An 18,017-nucleotide genomic window follows, 5' to 3' on the forward strand; every position below is an offset into this window, starting at 1 on the left:
GTATGCAGCCTTTACGTTACCCGCAACGAAAAGTCTCGGCAATCTTATGAAACTTTCGGGAAACGGGTTTCCGCATGTTTCGTCGTCAACCGAACGGAACCCCGGCCTCTGATCGCTCACGACGCTCGTCGTGAGGTGAGACGCCCGTGCGGGCGCCCCTGGGAGCGTGGGCGCCCGCGCGGGTCACAACCTGAAGGGATGGCCGGATGATCCGGGTCGCCGTCGTCGGGACCGGCGGGATCGCCGGCCTCTGCCACCTGCCGGCACTGCGGGCGGAGGCCCATCGGGCCGAGGTGGTCGCGGTCGCCGACGTCGACCTGGGCCGCGCCTGGCGGTTCGCCCGCGAGCACGGCGTCCCCAGCGCCTATTCGTCGCTGGCGGAGCTGCTCCAGCGCGAGCGGCCGGACCTGGTGCACCTGTGCACGCCGCCGGGGATGCACGCCGTCCAGGCGATCGAATGTCTCAAATCGGGCGCTTGGGTGTGGATCGAGAAGCCCGCGTGTCGTTCACTTGCCGAGTGGGACGCCATCACCGCCGCCGAAGGACCCGGCTACGCCTCCGTGGTCTCGCAGCACCGCTTCGGCTCCGGCGCCGTCCACCTGAAGGAGATCGCGCCCCTGCTGGGCCGCCCGCTGGTCGCCCAGTGCGTGACGACCTGGTTCCGCGACCACGACTACTTCACGGTCCCGTGGCGGGGCCGGTTCCGGACCGAGGGCGGCGGCCCGACGGTCGGCCACGCGATCCATCAGATCGACGTCATGCTCTCGATCCTGGGCGACTGGGCCGAGGTGAGCGCGACGACCGCGACCCTCGACCGCGACGTCGAGTACGAGGACGTCGCCATGGCCACGGTCCGTTTCACCACCGGCGCGCTGGCCTCCGTCGTGACGAGCCTGCTGTCCCGCCGCGAGGAGAGCTACCTGCGCTTCGACTTCACCGACGCGACCGTGGAACTCCGCCATCTGTACGGCTACCGCAACGAGAACTGGACCGCCACGACCGACCTGTGGCAGCCCCCCGACGACCGCCCCAGTTCCCACGAGGCCCAGCTCGCGGCACTGCTGGACGCCTACGAGAAGGACGAGCGCCCGCCCATGAGCGCCCGCCAGGGCCGCCAGGCCCTGGAACTGGCCACCGGCATCTACGCCTCGGCCCACCGCAGACGCCCCGTGACCCGCGCCGAGCTGACCCCCGACGACCCCTTCTACCACCGGCTGGACGGCGGCGCATGGACGAGCTGATCTACGACGAGCGCGGTGTGGAGATCCTGCGCTACGTCTACGACGACCGCGACACCGACGTCTTCGAGTCGCCCAAGCCCTACTTCCACCCGATCAGGACGCTCGACGGCGATCTGGTAAGCGCCTTCCGGCCGCACGACCACCGCTGGCACAAGGGCCTGGCGATGACGGTCTCCGACCTGTCGGGCCAGAACTTCTGGGGCGGCGGCACCTACGTCCGCGAGAGGGCGGGCTACGTCGACCTGCCCAACACCGGCACGATCCGGCACGACGGCTTCGACCGTCCGGGCGTCCAGCGGCTGAGCTGGCACACCCGCGACGGCGAGCACTGGATCGACGAGCTGCGCGAGTTCCGGGTGACCGACGTCGAGGACGACTCGTGGGCGCTGGAGTTCGCCACGACGCTCCGCAACGTCCGGGGGGCCGGCCTGGTGTTCGGCAGCCCGACGACCAACGGCCGCCCGATGGCGGGCTACTGCGGCCTCTTCTGGCGCGGCCCGCGCTCCTTCGAGCACGGCGAGGTGATCGCCGAGGCGGGAGAGGGGCCTGACATGATGGGCCGCACCTCCCGGTGGCTGGCCTACGTCGGCCGCCACGACGGCGTCGACCGATCGTCGACGCTGCTCTTCCAGGCCCCGGTCCCGGTGACGTGGTTCGTGCGGACGACGCCGTTCGCGGCGGTCAACCCCTCGATCGCGTTCGACGAGATTGTTAACCTGCCGCCTGGAGAGAGCATGCGGCTTGGCTACCGCGTCGTCGTCTGCTCGGGGGCCTGGGACCGGCCCCGGCTGGTCGCGTACGTGAAGGAGCACGCATGTTCGGCATAGGCGTCACCGCCCTGAGTGTCTACGACTGGCCCGGCGCCGACGGCCGCTGCGGGGGATCCCCGCATCTGCACACGTTGTGCGCGGAGGCCTACGTCGTGGTGGCGGGCAGCGGGTCGGTACAGACCCTGACCTGGGAGGGCTATCAGGAGACCCCCCTCGCGCCGGGGGCGGTGGTGTGGTTCACGCCGGGCACCGTCCACCGGTTAGTGAACGACGGCGGGCTGAAGATCGTGGTGGTGATGCAGAACAGCGGCCTGCCCGAGGCGGGCGACGCGGTGTTCACCTTCCCCAACGCGGTGCTGAGCGGCGACTACAACCGGGCCGCCGGCATGGCCCCCCGGTGGCGGCGCGACCTGGCCCTGGAAGGGTTCCGCCAGCTCAAGGAGGCGGGCCGGCCGGGCTTCGAGAAGTTCCTGGAGCACGCCGTGCGGATCGTCGGCGACCGGCTCGACGACTTCGAGGACCTGTGGCGCGAGGGCCCGCTGAAGGCCGTCGAGGACACCGAGAAGCAGCTCGCGTCACTGCGGCGGGGCGACTACGACTACCTGCGCGAGGCCCGCATCCAGGAGGCGTCCGGCGAGCCGCGCGACGGCATGTGCGGGCATCTGTTCACCTATCCCGGATAAGCGCGGCTTAAGAGCGGCTTAAAGCAGTACTATCAGTAAACTTTCTTAAAAGAAGACATTGACTCACCTGATCACGCGGCTTAGGTTCACGGTCATCGGGGCGGAACGACTCTGCCCGCCGAGGCGTCCGGGCCGCGTGAGAAAGGTGACGCTCACGCGGCCCGGGCTTACCCTGCCAATCGTGCGATTTCTCACCGTCCCGCTGGTCCTCCTGGCGGTCCTGCTGCTGCCGTTCCCGGCGTCGGCCCACAACGTGTTGAAGAGCAGCGACCCGGCCGACGGCGCGACCGTCTCCCGGCTCGACCGGGTGACGCTGACCTTCGACCAGCCGGTCCGCCCCGACTTCGCCAAACTGGCGCTGACGGGCCCCGACGGGGCGCGCTACGAGGCCGGCCTGACGGTCCGCGACGAGGTCGTGACCGCGACGGTGAAACCCCTTCCCTCCGGGGGCGTGTACGTCATCGGCTGGCAGATCGTCTCCAACGACGGCCACCCGGTGACCGGGACGATCCGGTTCACCTACACCCCCTCGGCCGCGGGCACCCCGACGGGGGCCGCCGCGACGCTGGCGCCCGCGCCCGGCGCGGTGTCGGCCCCGATCCCGGCCGCCTCGGGCGGAAGCTGGGTCTGGGGCCTGCTGGTCTTCGCCCTGCTGATGCTGGCCCTGTCGACCTGGGTCCTGCACCGCCACGAGTCGCGCCCCCGCCGCGCCGGCTCGACGCGCCCGGCCCACGACCGGACCCTCGCATGACCCTTCTCGACTCCCGCCCCGCCGCCGTCGACCGGCGGCTGCGGGCCCTGCCCCTGGCCGGGTTGGCCGGCGCGGGGCTGACCGCCGTCGTGGTGGCCACGTGGGCCACACTCCCGGAACCGCCCTTCGGGCTGCCCACAGCGGGCCCCTGGGTCGAGTTCGGGCTTCCGGTGACCCGGTTCATCCTGGACGTCGCCGCGCTCGTCACCGTGGGTCTCAGCCTCTTGCCGAAGCTGCTGGGGTTCGACCATCCGGAGGCGACCGAACCGGCCGCGTCCCGGGCGCGGCGCTGGGCGGTCTACTCGGCGATCGTGTGGGCGTTCGCGGCGCTGGTCTCCACGCTGCTGAGCGCCGCCGAGGTGATGCCCGACCGGTTCCCCGACGTCCCGCTGTTCGTCGACGCGATCGGCTCGGGGCAGGGGCTCGTGGTGAGCGCGGCGGCGGCCACGCTGAGCGCGGCCATCGGGATGTTCGCCGTCAGGTTCGGCGAGAAGGTGCCCGCCGAACTGCGGGTCGGCGCGGCCGTGTTCGGGCTGCTGCCGCTGCCGGTGACCGGGCACGCCACGAACTGGTACTGGCACGACCTGAGCATGGTCGCGATGGAGCTGCACGTCATCGGCGCGGCCCTGTGGACGGGCGGGCTGCTCGCGGTGGCGCTGCTGCTGGCGTCCGACCGCGAACTGCTGGGCCGCACCCTGCCGAGGTTCTCGAAGCTGGCCACCACGGCGCTGCTCGTGGTCGCCGCGTCGGGCCTGTTCAGCGGGATCGTGGAGCTGCTGCTCTCCCCCGCCGAGGCGTTTCCCGCCTCGCTGGTGACGACCCAATACGGCGTCCTGGTGCTCGTCAAGACGGCGCTGGCCGGGCTGATCGCCCTGCTGGGCGCCAACATCCGGTTCCGGCTGCTGCCGGGGGTGGTCGACCGCCGCCCGACCGCTTTCGCGGCCTGGGCGGCGGTCGAGCTGACCGTGCTCGGCCTCGCCTACGGCGTGGCCGTCGTCATCACGCGGACGGGCGGCTGAGCCGTCTGCCGACGAGTTCCACGACGAGCCACGCCACCGCGAGCCCGCCGATCGCGTAGGGCCACGCCCACGGGGCGTAGGGCGGCGCGATCAGGTAGGCGTCCTGCAGCCAGAGCCCGCCGAACACGCCGCCCGTGACGAGCAGCGCGCCGACGACCACCCGCACGTACAGCACGGGCACCAGGAACGCCAGGTCGACGCAGAGCGCCGCCACCAGCAGGAAGAACGGGATCGCCGAGGTCGGGAAGCCGACCCCGGCGAGCAGCGGCCAGATCACCATCCGGTAGGCCACGTAGCCCGCCGCGACCAGCGTCGCGGTGAACCGGTAGCCGGTCGCCGCCCGCGCCGCGACCAGGATCGCCATGCCGACGATCCCGGCCCAGAGCGAGTAGACCTGGTCGGGCACGGGCAGCGCGAAGTTCTGCACCGCGATCAGGTCGACCGGCCGCCCGAGGTCCTCGGCCGCGAAGGCCAGCAGCGACGGCTCGGCCTCCGGTTCGCCGCGCACCCAGGCGGCCAGCCCGATCACGCCGTACTCCTGGTGCTCGCTCGGGAAGATCGCGTTCTCCAGGAAGAAGCCGAAGAGCGCCGCCAGCACGACGGTCCGCCGCCGGCCCGGGGGCGCGCCGACGTACCAGCCCCGGATCACTCCCGCGATCATGAACGCGGTGCCGATGAACAACAGCGCGTGCGACGGGCTCCACGCGGTGATGTCGAGGCCGTTGATCCGGTGGTTGATCAGGTCGAGCGGGATGGCGACCAGGAAGGTCCCGGTCCCCCACAGGATCAGCCGCTGGGCCGCCCTGTCGACGCCGTAGCCGGTGTACCAGTGCACGATCGTCAGCCCGACCACGATCATCGTGCCGACCGTGTTGATCAGATGGGGTGGCGCGAGGTCGTCGCGCAACCAGCGGAAGTGCCACGACACGTCCCAGGACGCGCCGAGCACCTTGAGGCAGAACGCCACGATCCAGGCCGTGTAGAGCACCCGGAAGAGGTCGGGCGGGGTCGGGCGGCCGGGCAGGCCACGCGACCAGAGGGGCAGGCCCCAGGCCACGACCTGACGGGGCACCCGCGTGAGCATCGTTCCAGTCACCACGCGCGAAATGATGCCGTTCCCTTTACTCGCGGCGCAATCAAGAGATGAGGTTACGGAATGGACCTCGATCGCAAAGCCGCCCTTCTCGGCGGGCAGGACATGTGGACGCTCCCCGCCGCGCCCGAGATCGGCCTGCCGTCGCTGGTGACCTCCGACGGCCCGATCGGGGTGCGCGGCCCCCGGTGGATCGCCGGCGACCCGGCCGTCGCGCTGCCCTCCCCGACCGCCCTGGCCGCCACGTGGGACGTCGGCCTCGCCCGCCGCGTGGGCGAACTGCTGGCCGCCGAGTGCCGCCGCAAGGGCGTGCACGTGCTGCTCGCGCCGACGGTCAACCTGCACCGCACCCCCTTGGGCGGACGCCACTTCGAGTGCTTCTCGGAGGACCCGCTGCTGACAGGGGAGATCGGGGCGGCGTACGTGACCGGGGTGCAGTCGGGCGGGGTCGGCGTGACGCTGAAGCACTTCGTGGCCAACGACTCCGAGACCGACCGGATGACCGTGGACGTCCGGGTGGACGAGCGCACCCTCCGGGAGCTCTACCTGGCCCCCTTCGAGCTGGTGGTGCGCAGGGCGGCGCCGTGGGGGGTGATGGCGGCCTACAACGGCGTCAACGGGCTGCCGATGTGCGAGCACGCCGGGCTGATCGAGGGCGTGCTGCGCGGCGAGTGGGGGTTCGACGGGGTCGTGATGTCCGACTGGACGGCCGCCCGCGACGCCGTCGGCTGCGCGCTGGGCGGGCTCGACCTGGCCATGCCGGGGCCGGGGAGCGTCTACGGCGAGCCGCTGGCCAGGGCGGTGCGCGACGGGCTCGTACCGGAGGAGCTCCTCGACCGGAAGGTGGCCAGGCTCCGGACGCTCCTCGACCGGGCCGACCTGTCCGGGCGGGAGTCGCCCGACGGGGTCGCGCTCGCGCGGGAGGTCGCGGCGCGGTCGGCCACCCTGCTCGCCAACGACGGCGTGCTGCCGCTCGCGCCGTCCGCGAAGGTCGCGCTGATCGGCGGCCTGGCCGCCGACGCCCGGATCCTCGGCGGCGGCAGCGCCCTGGTCTTCCCCGAGCACGCCGTCTCACCGCTCGAAGGCCTCACCGCCGCCGGGGTCGAGGTGACCTACAGCCGGGGCGCGGACGCGAGCGACCGGATCGGCTCCGCCGTGATGGCCGCCACCGCGACCGCGCGCGACGCCGCCGGGCGGATCCTGGGCGAGTTCCCGCTCCACGACGGCACGCTCGTCTGGCTCGGCGACGTCCCCGTCCCCTACGAGGACCTGCACAGCGTCGAGATCAGCGGCGTCCTCGACGCGGCCCCCGGCTGGAACACCCTGGCCGTCGAGGGCGTCGGCCGGTTCACCCTGGAGGCCGACGGCCGGACGCTGTTCGACGGCGTGGTCCACCCGACCGGCGACGACCCCATGGCCGCGTTCTTCCTCCCCCCGCAGCACGAAGTGCTCGCCGACCTGCCCGGCCCGGTCGTCGTCAGCCTGGTCCACACCGTCACGCACGCGCCCACCTACCAGCCCTTCGTCGGCTTCTCCCTCTGCCACCGCCCCCCGAGGCCCACCACGGGCCGGATGATCTCCGAGGCCGTCGCGGCGGCCGCGGCGGCCGACGTGGCCGTCGTCGTGGTCGGCACCTCGAAGGAGGTGGAGAGCGAGGGCTTCGACCGCACGTCGCTGCGGCTCCCCGGCCGCCAGGACGAACTCGTCGCGAAGGTCGCCGCGGCCAACCCGCGCACGGTCGTCGTGGTCAACGCCGGGTCACCGGTCGAGATGCCGTGGCGCGACGAGGTCGCCGCGATCCTCCTGACCTGGTTCCCCGGCCAGGAGGGCGGCCACGCCCTGGCCGACGTCCTCACCGGCGCCGCCGAACCCGGCGGCCGCCTCCCCACCACCTGGCCCGCCGCCCTCGGCGACTGCCCCGTGACCAACGTCACACCCACCGGCGGAGTCCTCGCCTACGACGAGGGCCGCTTCATCGGCTACCGCGCCTGGGACCGCCACGACACGGCCCCGGCCTTCCCGTTCGGCCACGGCCTCGGCTACACGACGTGGTCGTACGACGAGATCGCCGTCGACGGCATGACGGTGACCGTCACCCTGACCAACACCGGCGACCGGCCCGGACGCGAGGTCGTGCAGGTCTACCTGGCCCCCGAGGACCCGGGCGACCGCCCGGCCCGCTGGCTGGCGGCCTTCACGACGTGCGAGGCGGAGCCGGGCGAGACCGTCTCGGTCGGCGTGGAGATCCCCCGGCGGGCGGTGGAGGTCTGGACCGAGAACGGCTGGCAGGCCGTCCCCGGGCGCTATCGCGTCCTCAGCGGACTCTCAGTCGGCGCCGATAGCATCGCGATATGACGTTTCGCGGGGGCCGGCGCGGCCTCGCCGTGCTCGCCGCCGTGCTCGTGGCCGTCGCCGGGATCATCTGGATCGCCTGGCCCTCCGACGGGCTCCCCCAGGGGCAGGACGTGGTCATCCCCGTCGTCGACGGCCCGGCCGACGACCAGAAGGTGCTGATCGACGCCTCCTACTTCCCGCCCGAGGGCGACGGCAGGGCGCCGGCGGTGCTGCTCGGGCACGGGTTCGGCGGCAGCAAGAACAGCGTCCGTGACCAGGCCGGGCAGCTCGCCCGGGAGGGCTACGCGGTGCTCACCTGGTCGGCGCGCGGGTTCGGGCGCTCCACCGGGGAGATCGCGCTCAACTCGCCCGACTACGAGGTCAAGGACGTCCGGCAGCTCATCGACTGGCTGGCGAAGAAGCCCGAGGTGCTGCTCGACGCGGCCGGCGACCCGCGCGTCGGCATGGCGGGCGGCTCCTACGGCGGCGCGATCGCCCTGATGACCGCCGCCCACGATCCCCGCGTCGACGCCATCGTGCCCTCGATCACCTGGTACGACCTGGCCGACGCCCTGTTCCCCGAGGCGTCGGGGGCCGGGCCGGCCACGGGCGTGTTCAAGAAGATGTGGGCCGGGATCTTCTTCAGCGCCGGCGGGTCGGGGCTCAACCCCGCCTCGCAGGCCGACGGGCTGGCGCGGCTGCTGAGCGGCTCCGGCGGGCAGCCGGCCCCCGACGGGGTCACCCCCGAGCAGGCGCAGTGCGGGCGGTTCCTGCCGTCGATCTGCGCGGTCTACCAGCAGATCGCCGCCACCGGGAAGGCCACGCCCGAGGCCGTCGACCTGCTGCGCCGGTCGAGCCCCGTCTCGGTGCAGGGCCGGATCAAGGTGCCGTCGCTGATCATCCAGGGGCAGCGCGACTCGTTGTTCCCGCTCGGCCACGCCGACCTGAACGCCAAGGCCATCGCCGCGACCGGCGCCCCGGTCGAGGTCGCCTGGATCGCCGGGGGCCACGACGGCGGCGACGCCGAGGCCGACTTCGTCTTCGCCCAGACCCTCAACTGGTTCGACGCCCACCTCAAGAAGGACGGCGCGGCCACCGGCCGGGCGTTCACCGTCTCGCGCGACGGCGGCCGCGACCCCGGCACCCGGCAGAACGTCCTGCTGCATGCCGAGGGCGCGGCCTACCCCGGCCTCGGCGGCACCGTGACGACCGAACTCGACCTGCTCGGCCCCGACCAGGAGGTGGCCACGCCGCCCGGCGGCAGCCCCGCCGCCATCTCCTCGGTGCCGGGCCTGAGCGGCCTGCTCGGCGGCGGCGCGGGAGGCGGCGGGCCGGCGGGCGCCTCGCTCGACCTGCCGGGCCAGGTCGCGGTCTTCCAGACCCGTCCACTCGACCGCACGCTCACGGTGACCGGTTCGCCCACCGCCGAGATCAAGGTGTACGGCGAGGGCGAGGTCACCCTCTTCGCCAAGCTCTACGACGCCGCCTCCGGACAACTCGCGGTGCTCCCCGGCGGCCTGGCCGCGCCGCTGCGCGTCACCGCGACCCCGACCGGCACGCCGGTCAGGGTCACCCTCCCGGCCATCGACCGGCGCGTCGAGGCGGGCCACGTGCTGCGCCTGGCGATCACCACGACCGACATGGCCTACGCTCTCCCGGCGCAACCCAGCGTGCACAGGGTCGGCCTGGCCTCCACGACGCTGACGATGCCGGTCGACGCCGGTCTGGCCGCGCCCGCGCGGGGCCCCGCCTGGTGGACGTGGGCGTTCCCGCTCGCGTCGGTCCTGGCGGCGGCGGCGATCCTGCTGACCGGCCGGCCGCGCCGCGCCATCGTCGCGCCCGACCCCGCGCCGGCCGAGGTGCCGCTGCAGATCACCGGGCTGACCAAGCGCTACAAGAACGGCCACAAGGCCGTCGACGACCTGTCGTTCCGGGTCGAGAAGGGGCAGGTGCTCGGCCTGCTCGGGCCCAACGGCGCGGGCAAGACGACCACGATGCGGATGATGATGGGCCTCATCCACCCCGACGGGGGCGAGATCCGCATCTTCGGTGAGAAGGTCGTGCCGGGCTCGCCGGTGTTGTCGCGGCTGGGCTCCTTCGTCGAGGGCGCGGGCTTCCTGCCGCACCTGTCGGGCCGCGACAACCTCACGCTCTACTGGCAGGCCACCGGCCGCCCGGCCGGCGACGCCCACCTGGAGGAGGCGCTGGAGATCGCCGGTCTGGGCGCCGCCGTCGAACGCGCCGTGCGCACCTACTCGCAGGGCATGCGGCAGCGCCTGGCCATCGCCCAGGCCATGCTGGGCCTGCCCGACCTGCTCGTGCTCGACGAGCCCACCAACGGGCTCGACCCGCCCCAGATCGCCGAGATGCGGCGGGTGCTGAAGGCGTACGCCACCGAGGGCCGGACCGTCATCGTGTCGAGCCACCTGCTCGGCGAGGTCGAGCAGACGTGCAGCCACGCCGTGGTCATGCACCGGGGCCGCCTGGTGTCGGCCGGTCCGGTCGCCGAACTGCTCCGCCGGGGCGAACTCAACGGCTCCACCCGCCTGGAGGACGTGTTCCTCGACCTGATCGGAGAAAAGGCATGACCGCGACCGGCTACGCGCCCGGGCGCACCCTCCCGCTGCGGGTCGAGTTCGTCCGCCAGTTCCGGCGCCGCCGCACGATGGTCATGTTCGGGCTGCTCGCGGCGCTGCCGTGGATCCTGGTGATCGCCTTCCAGTTCGGCCCGAACAACAACCGGGGCGGCACCGGCCTGCGGATCTCCGACCTGGCCATGGAGGGAGGCCTGAACTTCGCCGCGTTCGCCCTGTCGGTCTCGGCGAGCTTCCTGCTGATGGTCGCGGTGGCGCTGTTCTGCGGCGACACCGTGGCCAGCGAGGCCAACTGGTCGTCGCTGCGCTACCTGCTGGCCGCGCCGATCCCCCGCGACCGGCTGCTGCGCCAGAAGCTCATCGTCGCCCTCGCCTATTCGGCCGCCGCCGTCACGGTCGTGCCGGTGATGGCGGTGCTGGCGGGCACCCTGGCGTTCGGCTGGAACGACGTGCGGGTGCCCGGCACCGGCGAGGTCATCGCGGCCCTCGACGTCCTGCCCAAATTCGGAATCGTCATCCTGTACGCCATGGTCACCAACCTGGTCGTCGCATCACTGGCGTTCCTGCTCTCGGTGAGCACCGACTCACCGCTGGGCGCGGTCGGCGGCGCGGTCGGCCTGGTGATCGTCAGCACCATCCTGCAGGCGGTGGAGGCCTTGGGCGGCCTGCGCGAATTCCTGCCGACCTTCTGGAACACCGCCTGGCTCGACGCCCTCGCGCCGGTCCCCGACTACAGTGGCATGATCAAGGGCACCGCGATCGCGGTCACGTACGCCGCCGTGCTGCTGGCCTTCGCGTTCCGCCGGTTCCGCCGTAAGGACGTCGTTTCCTGACATTGACAGGTCTCCGATTTCGTGTAGGAATCGATGGGACAAAAAGGCTCAATTAAGCTCGGACGCTTTAATTAAGCGCAATCACGCCCACACAACGCACCGGGCCGAAACCTCCTGCGCCCCTGGGACCGTGCCATTGCCGGTTCCCTTTTCGTCGCGCCCGGCCAGACGAACCGGAAGGACCTGCTCGTGACCAGTGTCGTTTCGTCGCCCCGGTTGGATGTCCCCTCCTTCTACTGCCCCTTCCCCTACGCCATCTCCCCCGAGGCCGACGACGTGGACCGTGCCACCGTGAAATGGATGGACGACTTCGGCCTCTTCCGCTCCCCCGAACAACGGCAGTACCTCGCCGCCCAGCGCATCGGCCACTGCGCCGCCCTGGCGCTTCCGCACGGCCGCGGAGAAGGGCTCCGTCTCGCGGCCGACTACGTCTTCTGGTTGTTCACATTCGACGACATGTACTGCGACGAACGTGTCCACGAGATGTCGCTCGACGCGTTCGTGCAGTTCGTCAGCAAACTGACCCGCATCGTCGAGGCGCCCACCGCGAAGATCCTCACCGACGACCCGTGGGCCGAGGGCCTGCGCGACATCCGGTTACGGATGGAGCGGACCGCGACCCCGGTCCAGCTCGCCCGCTGGGTCGAGGAGCAGCGCAAATACCTCTTCGGGCTGATCTGGGAGACGGCCAACCGGCTGGAGGGACGGATCCCGCCCGTCGACGACTACGTGACCATGTGGCTGAACGCCAGCGCGTGCGGCGCCAGCGTGATGTTCGTGGACATCAGCGCCGGCTACGAGGTCAGCGCCGACGACATGGCCGACTCGAGGGTACGGGCGCTCACCGAGATGGCCAACGCGATCATCGCCTGGGACAACGACCTGATCTCCTTCAACAAGGAGTCGTACCGGCAGCACCGTTACGGCTATCCGCAGATCCAGAACCTGGTCAGCGTGCTGACCTCGGGCGGCAGGTCGGTCGAGGAGGCCTCGGCCGAGGCGGTGCGCATGCGCGACCGGGTGATGACCCTGTTCCTGAAGGTCGGCGACGAGGTGCGCGCCGATGCCTCACCCGAACTGGACCGTTACGTCTACGGCCTGGGCGAGTGGATCAGGGGCTATCTGGCCTGGGCGATGAGCACCGGCCGCTATCTGGACCCGCGCAACCCGACCGACCGCGCCGCGGCCGACCCGGTCGCCATGCCGGGCACGTGGAAGGAGCGGGCCAGCGACGACCGCCTCGACCCGCTGCCGCTGCCCGCCATCACCTGGTGGTGGGACCAACTGGGCTCTGTCTGATTGGGCAGATTCCAGAAACGCGAGCCACACCCGGCCTTCGGCCGTGCGCGTCTCGCTTTACCAGTGAGGCGGCCGGTCTTCGAGCAGGCGGGCGTCGTCGTCGGACTCCCGCCACTCGCCCCACCCGTGATCGGTGTCGTCGATGGTCTGGTCAGGGAGCACCGGCAGGCCGTCGTCGGACAGGTCGACCGGGCGCAGTTCATCGGGCTGCGGCTCAGACATGGCTCCAAGCCTAGCGAAGCAGGGAGCCGGATCAGGTATCTCCACGACGATCCCCCCGGCAAATCGCATCAAAGGTACGATGCCGAAGCAGGTGTAGGCCGGAACGCGACACCCCCGTGAGGCGGCATGGCGACCCCAGCAGGTTGGCGAAGAGACGGCAATCTCCCCGCGGAGCTCACCAGCTTCGTCGGGCGGTCGCGGCTCCTGACCCAGATCAGACAGCGCATCCAGCAGTCGCGCCTGGTCACGGTGACCGGGATCGGCGGTGTCGGGAAGACCCGCACCGCCCTGCGCGTCGCCCATCAGCTGCGCTCGCAGTTCGACGACGGCATCTGGTACGTCGACCTGGCCCGCCTCCAGGACCCGTCGATGCTCCACCACACCGTCCGCACCGCGCTCGGCCTGGCCGACCAGTCGAGCCGCACCAGCGGCGACTCCCTGGCCGACTGGCTGGGTGATCGCACCGTCCTGCTCATCCTCGACACGTGCGAGCACATGGTCGAGGCGTGCGCCGAGCTGATCGAAGACCTGCAGGGCCGCAACCCGAACCTCAAGGTGCTGGCCACCAGCCGCCGGTCGCTGAACGCGGCCGGCGAGTCGGTCATCCCGATCCCGCCGCTGCCGGTGCCGGGCGACGACCCGGCCGAGTCCCCCTACAACAACGACGCCGTGGAGCTGTTCCGGCAGCGGGCCACCGCCGTGGTGCCCGACTTCACCGTCGAGGAGAACAACGTCACGTCGGTCGCCGAGTTGTGCGTGCGGCTCGACGGCATCCCGCTGGCGATCGAGCTGGCGGCGGTCCGGCTGCGGGCCCTGTCGGTCGACCAGATCCTCGGGCTGCTGACCGACCGGTTCTCCCTGCTGGCGGGCGCCTCCCGCACCGCGTTACCGCGCCACCAGACGCTCCGGGCCGCGATCGGCTGGAGCCACGAACTGTGCGAGCCGCCCGAGCGCCTGTTGTGGGCGCGGCTGTCGGTCTTCGCGGGCGACTTCGAGCTCGACGCCGCGCGCTACGTCTGCGCCGGCGACACGCTGCCGCCCGACCGCATCATGGACGTCATCACCGGCCTGGTCGACAAGTCGGTGCTGCTCAGCTACAACACCGTGTCGGGCCAGCGCTACCGCCTGATCGACACCCTGCGCCAATACGGCGAGGAGTGGCTCGACAAGCTCGGCGAGACCGACAACCTGCGCCGCCGCCACCGCGACTACTACCTCCAGCTCGCCGAACGCGGCGAGCACGCCTGGTCGGGCCCGCGCCAGGTGCACTGGTTCGTCCGGATGCGCCAGGAGCACGACAACGTCCGCACGGCCGTCGACTACTGCCTGTCGACCAACAGCGAACACCGCATCGGCCTCGAACTGCTGTCGTCGTTGTGGTTCATGTGGGTGGCCTGCGGCTTCATGCGCGAGGGCCGCCACTACCTCGAACGCGCCCTGGGCCTGTCCCGGCAGGCCAGCAAGGAGCGCTGCCGGGCGTTGTGGACGCTCGCGTACGTCTGCAACATGCAGGGCGACCACGACGGCGCGACCGAGGCGGCGGAGAAGTGCTCCTCGGAGGCGCTGGAGGTCGGCGACTCGGGCGCGGTGATCTTCGCGACCAAGATGCTCGGCACGAGCGCCATGCTGAAGGGCGACTTCAAGCGGGCCACCGCGCTGCTCGGCGTGGCGATCGAGTTCCACAAGAGCGGCCGGGAGCTCAACCCGGGCCTGCTCCCGGCGGTGGCGGAGCTCGCGCTGGTGCTCACCTACCAGGGCGACTACACGGAGGCCGAGACCCTCGTCCAGGACTGCCTGAAGATCTGCAACGAGCGGGGCGAGTTGTGGATCCGCTCCTACGCGGTGTGGATCCAGGCCCTGATCGAGATCGAGACCGACCGCCCCGAGCAGGTCAAGACCAGCGCCCGGGAGGCGCTGCGGATCAAGCGGCACTTCCACGACGTGCCGGGCGTGCTGCTGTGCCTGGAGACGATGGCCCGCCACGCCGCGTCGTCGGGCGAGGTCGCCCACGCGGCCTACCTGCTGGGCGCCTCGGAGCACAACTGGCGGGCCTCGGGGCTGGCCCAGCTCGGCTCGCCCTTCCTGAGCGACGACTTCAAGCGCACCATCAAGGAGTGCCGCGAGACCCTGGGCGTCAAGGAGTTCGACCGCCTGTTCACCGCCGGGCAGGCCCTGTCGCTGGAGGACACCATCGCGGTGGCCCTCGGCGAGCTGGAGATCTCCGAGTCGCTCTAGGCCTCTCCGAAGATCTCCAGGGCGGTCGTGTCGCCGAACATCCGCGCGGTGTCGGCGGCCGACGGCCGCCCCTGGTGGGGGTCGGCGCCCGCCTCGAACAGCGCCCTGACCACGTCGTGGTTCTTCTTGAACACGGCCCCGGCCATGGGCGACTGGCCCTTGTCGTTGGGCCGGCCGGGGTCGGCGCCGCGGTCGAGCAGGGCCCGGACCGTGTCGGCGTGGCCATGGTAGGCGGCCAGCATGAGCAGGGTGTCGCCGTTCTCGTTGTGCAGGTCGGCCGGCACGCCCGCGTCGACGTAGGCGACCAGTTCGGCGGTCTGCCCCGCGCGGGCGTAGCCGAACAGTCGGGTGGCGAAGTCGACGAGTTCCGGATCCGGCTCCATGCGCCTTATTGTCCAACGGTAGGGTCCCCGAAACGGCGTGGAATCGATTCACCTCGCCGTAGGTTCTGTAGATGAAACAGACCGTGAGAAAGGCTGCCAGTCGTGTACGACCCGACGGATCTCTACCGGCTCGACGGTGACGTCCCCGAGCTGACCGATCCGGTGATGCTCTACCACTTCGAAGGCTTCGTCGACGCGGGCGGGGCCGGACGGCTGGCTCTGGGGCACCTGATGGCCGAGCTGGACCACCGGGTCGTGGCCACCTTCGACGTCGACCGCCTGATCGACTACCGTTCGCGGCGCCCGATCATGGTCTTCGACACCGACCGCTGGGTCGAGGCCGACATGCCGGAGTTGTCGCTCCACCTGGCCCACGACCTGACCGGCACCCCGTTCCTGCTGCTCACCGGCCCCGAGCCCGACCGCGAGTGGGAGCTGTTCACCGAGGCGATCGGCATGCTGGCGACCCGGCTGAACATCGGCAAGATGGTGACGATCCACGGCATCCCGATGGGCGTCCCGCACACCCGCCCGATCGGCCTGACCGCCCACGGCAGCCGCCCCGACCTGATCAACGGGCAGGTGAGCCCGTTCGGCCGGGTCCAGGTGCCCGGCAGCGTGGCGGCCCTGCTCGAACTGCGCCTGGGCTCCAAGGGCCACGACGCCCTCGGCTACTCGATCCACGTCCCCCACTACCTGGCCCAGGCGGAGTACCCCCAGGCCGCGGTGACCGCCCTGGAGGCGATCACGAGGGGCACCGGCCTGGTCTTCCCGATGGACGCCCTCCGCGACGCCGCCGACAAGACCACCGCCGAGATCGAGGAGCAGATCCAGGCCAGCGCCGAGTTGTCGGGCGCCATCACGGGCCTGGAGCAGCAGTACGACGCCTTCACCGCCGGCAAGGACAACCTGCTGGCCGAGTCGACGCCCATGCCGACGGGCGACGAGCTCGCCGCCCAGTTCGAGGCCTTCCTGGCGGAGCGCGACGACCGGGATGGCTGACGAGATCAAGGTCGGGCTGGTCGGCTACGGCCCGGCCGGCGAGTTCTTCCACGCCCCGCTGATCGCCGCGACCCCCGGCCTGCGGCTGGCCGCCGTGGTGACGGGCGACCCCGAGAAGGCCGCCCGGGTGAGCCCCGGCGTGGCCGTGGTCCGGCACGCCGCCGACCTTCATCCCCTGGTCGACCTCGTCGTGGTCGCCTCGCCCAACCGCACCCACGTGCCGATCGCCGCCGAGGCGCTGCGGGCCGGGCTGCCCGTCGTGGTCGACAAGCCGCTGGCCGCCACCGCCGAGGAGGCGCTGGAGCTGGCCGCGCTGGCCCGCGAGCGGGGCCTGCTGCTGACGGTCTTCCAGAACCGCCGCTGGGACGGCGACTTCCTGACGATCGAGCGCCTGCGCCCCCGCCTGGGCGAGATCCGCCGCTTCGAGTCGCGCTTCGAGCGCTGGCGCCCGGTCCCGAAGGGCGGCTGGCGCGAGCAGGGCGGCCCCGAAGACCTCGCGGGCCTCCTCTACGACCTGGGCAGCCACCTGGTCGACCAGGCCCTCCAGCTCCTCGGTCCGGTCGCCTCGGTGTACGCCGAGGCCGACATCCGGCGCGCGGGCGTACGGGCCGACGACGACAGCTTCATCGCCCTGACCCACGTGAACGGCGCCCGCTCGCACCTGTGGGTCAGCGCCGTCGCCGCAGACCTGGGCCCCAGGTTCCGTGTGCTGGGCTCCGAGGCGGCCTACGTGAAGTGGGGCATGGACCCCCAGGAAGACCGCCTGCGGGCGGGCCGCAGCCCCGCAGAACCGGGCTTCGGCGACGGCGAGCCGGGCTTCGTCGGCGACGAGCGGGTACCCACCGAGCCGGGGAACTACCTGGCCTTCTACGAGGGCGTGGTCCGGGCGCTGTGGGGCGAGGGGCCACCGCCGGTGACGCCGGAGTCGGCGGCCGAGACCCTGACGGTGCTGCGGGCGGCGCGGGTCTCGGCCGACGAACGTCGCGTCATCACGACCAGTTAGGGAACAGCGGGCCGTTCGGGTCGTGGGCCGGCGAATACGCGTTGGCCGGGCGATGGTGTTCTTCGGCCGCCGATCTGAGTTCTTCGGGCAGCACCTCGCGGATCTCGGCGTAATAGAAGCCGAGTGAGTCGAGGATCATCTCCTCGACCAGTCCCCTGAGATAGGTCCTGTCGGCGTCGGCGCTCTCGGCGGCGATCTCCAGGATGAGCCCGGAGAGCCGGGAGAGCGTCGCCGCGTCCCTGTTCTCGATGGCCGGCCAGAGGCGGTCCCAGAGAATCTGCAGGAATTCGCGATAGGAGAGCGGGTAGTCGGGCTCGATGGAGTCGTGCTCGCGCTCCGCCTGCTCGATGTCGAGCTCGAATTCGGGCAGCCACCGGATCATCGCCGCCCGGAGATAGGGGCGGGCGTCGTCGACGTCGTCGGCGCCCGCTTCGGCGAGGTACCGCACGGCCAGCTCGATCAGGGGACCGTGCACCGGTCGCAGGCCGAACCACCGGCGGACCCGGTCAGGGAGACGAAGGCCCCTGAGGTTCACGAAGCCTCCACAGTGGTCGC

Annotated in this window: 16 protein-coding genes; 12 read left to right on the plus strand and 4 right to left on the minus strand. The window is 71.6% G+C overall.

Going from position 1 to position 18,017, the window contains the following annotated elements; translation table 11 throughout:
• Positions 1-206: 206 nt before the first annotated feature.
• The 5 genes from AW273_RS26240 to AW273_RS26260 all read left to right on the plus strand — a co-directional run bounded on the left by AW273_RS26240 (position 207) and on the right by AW273_RS26260 (position 4,464).
• Entirely contained in the window at positions 207-1,241 is a 1,035-nt protein-coding gene (locus AW273_RS26240) for a Gfo/Idh/MocA family protein (RefSeq protein ID WP_062353444.1), read from the plus strand.
• Positions 1,229-2,068, plus strand: coding sequence for a DUF6807 domain-containing protein (locus tag AW273_RS26245; protein ID WP_062353446.1), 840 nt, complete (start codon positions 1,229-1,231; stop codon positions 2,066-2,068). The genes AW273_RS26240 and AW273_RS26245 overlap by 13 nt, the downstream gene beginning before the upstream one ends.
• Positions 2,056-2,694 carry a cupin domain-containing protein gene (locus tag AW273_RS26250; RefSeq protein ID WP_062353448.1) on the plus strand — a complete coding sequence of 213 codons (639 nt, stop codon included), beginning with the start codon at positions 2,056-2,058 and terminating at the stop codon, positions 2,692-2,694. Before AW273_RS26245 ends, AW273_RS26250 begins: the two co-directional genes overlap by 13 nt.
• A 181-nt stretch (positions 2,695-2,875) precedes the next feature.
• On the plus strand, positions 2,876-3,445 hold the full coding sequence (locus tag AW273_RS26255) for a copper resistance CopC family protein (protein ID WP_062353451.1): 570 nt from the start codon (positions 2,876-2,878) through the stop codon (positions 3,443-3,445).
• A complete protein-coding gene (locus tag AW273_RS26260) occupies positions 3,442-4,464 on the plus strand; it encodes a CopD family protein (protein WP_062353454.1) in 1,023 nt (340 codons plus the stop codon). The genes AW273_RS26255 and AW273_RS26260 overlap by 4 nt, the downstream gene beginning before the upstream one ends.
• Here the strand turns inward: AW273_RS26260 and AW273_RS26265 are convergent.
• Positions 4,445-5,563, minus strand: coding sequence for a hypothetical protein (locus tag AW273_RS26265; RefSeq protein WP_232327599.1), 1,119 nt, complete (start codon positions 5,561-5,563; stop codon positions 4,445-4,447). The genes AW273_RS26260 and AW273_RS26265 overlap by 20 nt on opposite strands.
• A 57-nt stretch (positions 5,564-5,620) precedes the next feature.
• Between AW273_RS26265 and AW273_RS26270 the strand changes: the two genes are divergently transcribed.
• The 4 genes from AW273_RS26270 (at position 5,621) to AW273_RS26285 (ending at position 12,617) form a co-directional block, all read left to right on the plus strand.
• Entirely contained in the window at positions 5,621-7,912 is a 2,292-nt protein-coding gene (locus AW273_RS26270) for a beta-glucosidase family protein (RefSeq protein WP_062353460.1), read from the plus strand.
• Positions 7,909-10,479 carry an alpha/beta fold hydrolase gene (locus tag AW273_RS26275; RefSeq protein ID WP_062353463.1) on the plus strand — a complete coding sequence of 857 codons (2,571 nt, stop codon included), beginning with the start codon at positions 7,909-7,911 and terminating at the stop codon, positions 10,477-10,479. Before AW273_RS26270 ends, AW273_RS26275 begins: the two co-directional genes overlap by 4 nt.
• Positions 10,476-11,318 carry an ABC transporter permease gene (locus AW273_RS26280; RefSeq protein WP_062353466.1) on the plus strand — a complete coding sequence of 281 codons (843 nt, stop codon included), beginning with the start codon at positions 10,476-10,478 and terminating at the stop codon, positions 11,316-11,318. The genes AW273_RS26275 and AW273_RS26280 overlap by 4 nt, the downstream gene beginning before the upstream one ends.
• 189 nt (positions 11,319-11,507) lie before the next feature.
• Positions 11,508-12,617, plus strand: a complete 1,110-nt coding sequence (locus AW273_RS26285) for a terpene synthase family protein (RefSeq protein WP_157556158.1) — start codon at positions 11,508-11,510, stop codon at positions 12,615-12,617.
• A 57-nt stretch (positions 12,618-12,674) separates the two neighbouring features.
• Here AW273_RS26285 and AW273_RS38130 read toward each other — a convergent pair whose 3' ends face one another.
• Positions 12,675-12,839, minus strand: a complete 165-nt coding sequence (locus tag AW273_RS38130) for a hypothetical protein (RefSeq protein WP_169806296.1) — start codon at positions 12,837-12,839, stop codon at positions 12,675-12,677.
• Between the two features lie 126 nt (positions 12,840-12,965).
• Here AW273_RS38130 and AW273_RS26290 point away from each other — a divergent pair, with 126 nt between their 5' ends.
• A complete protein-coding gene (locus AW273_RS26290; RefSeq protein WP_062353471.1) occupies positions 12,966-15,074 on the plus strand; it encodes an ATP-binding protein in 2,109 nt (702 codons plus the stop codon).
• Here AW273_RS26290 and AW273_RS26295 read toward each other — a convergent pair.
• Entirely contained in the window at positions 15,071-15,457 is a 387-nt protein-coding gene (locus AW273_RS26295; RefSeq protein WP_062353474.1) for an ankyrin repeat domain-containing protein, read from the minus strand. The genes AW273_RS26290 and AW273_RS26295 overlap by 4 nt on opposite strands.
• Before the next feature lie 102 nt (positions 15,458-15,559).
• On the opposite strand from AW273_RS26295, the gene AW273_RS26300 reads away from it, so the two are divergent.
• A complete protein-coding gene (locus AW273_RS26300) occupies positions 15,560-16,459 on the plus strand; it encodes a proteasome assembly chaperone family protein (RefSeq protein WP_062353477.1) in 900 nt (299 codons plus the stop codon).
• On the plus strand, positions 16,452-17,462 hold the full coding sequence (locus tag AW273_RS26305) for a Gfo/Idh/MocA family oxidoreductase (protein ID WP_062353480.1): 1,011 nt from the start codon (positions 16,452-16,454) through the stop codon (positions 17,460-17,462). The genes AW273_RS26300 and AW273_RS26305 overlap by 8 nt, the downstream gene beginning before the upstream one ends.
• Here AW273_RS26305 and AW273_RS26310 read toward each other — a convergent pair.
• Positions 17,449-17,997, minus strand: coding sequence for a hypothetical protein (locus AW273_RS26310; protein WP_062353483.1), 549 nt, complete (start codon positions 17,995-17,997; stop codon positions 17,449-17,451). The genes AW273_RS26305 and AW273_RS26310 overlap by 14 nt on opposite strands.
• Between the last annotated feature and the right edge of the window lie 20 nt (positions 17,998-18,017).

This window comes from Herbidospora yilanensis (assembly GCF_001570565.1).
GTDB lineage: Bacteria > Actinomycetota > Actinomycetes > Streptosporangiales > Streptosporangiaceae > Herbidospora > Herbidospora yilanensis.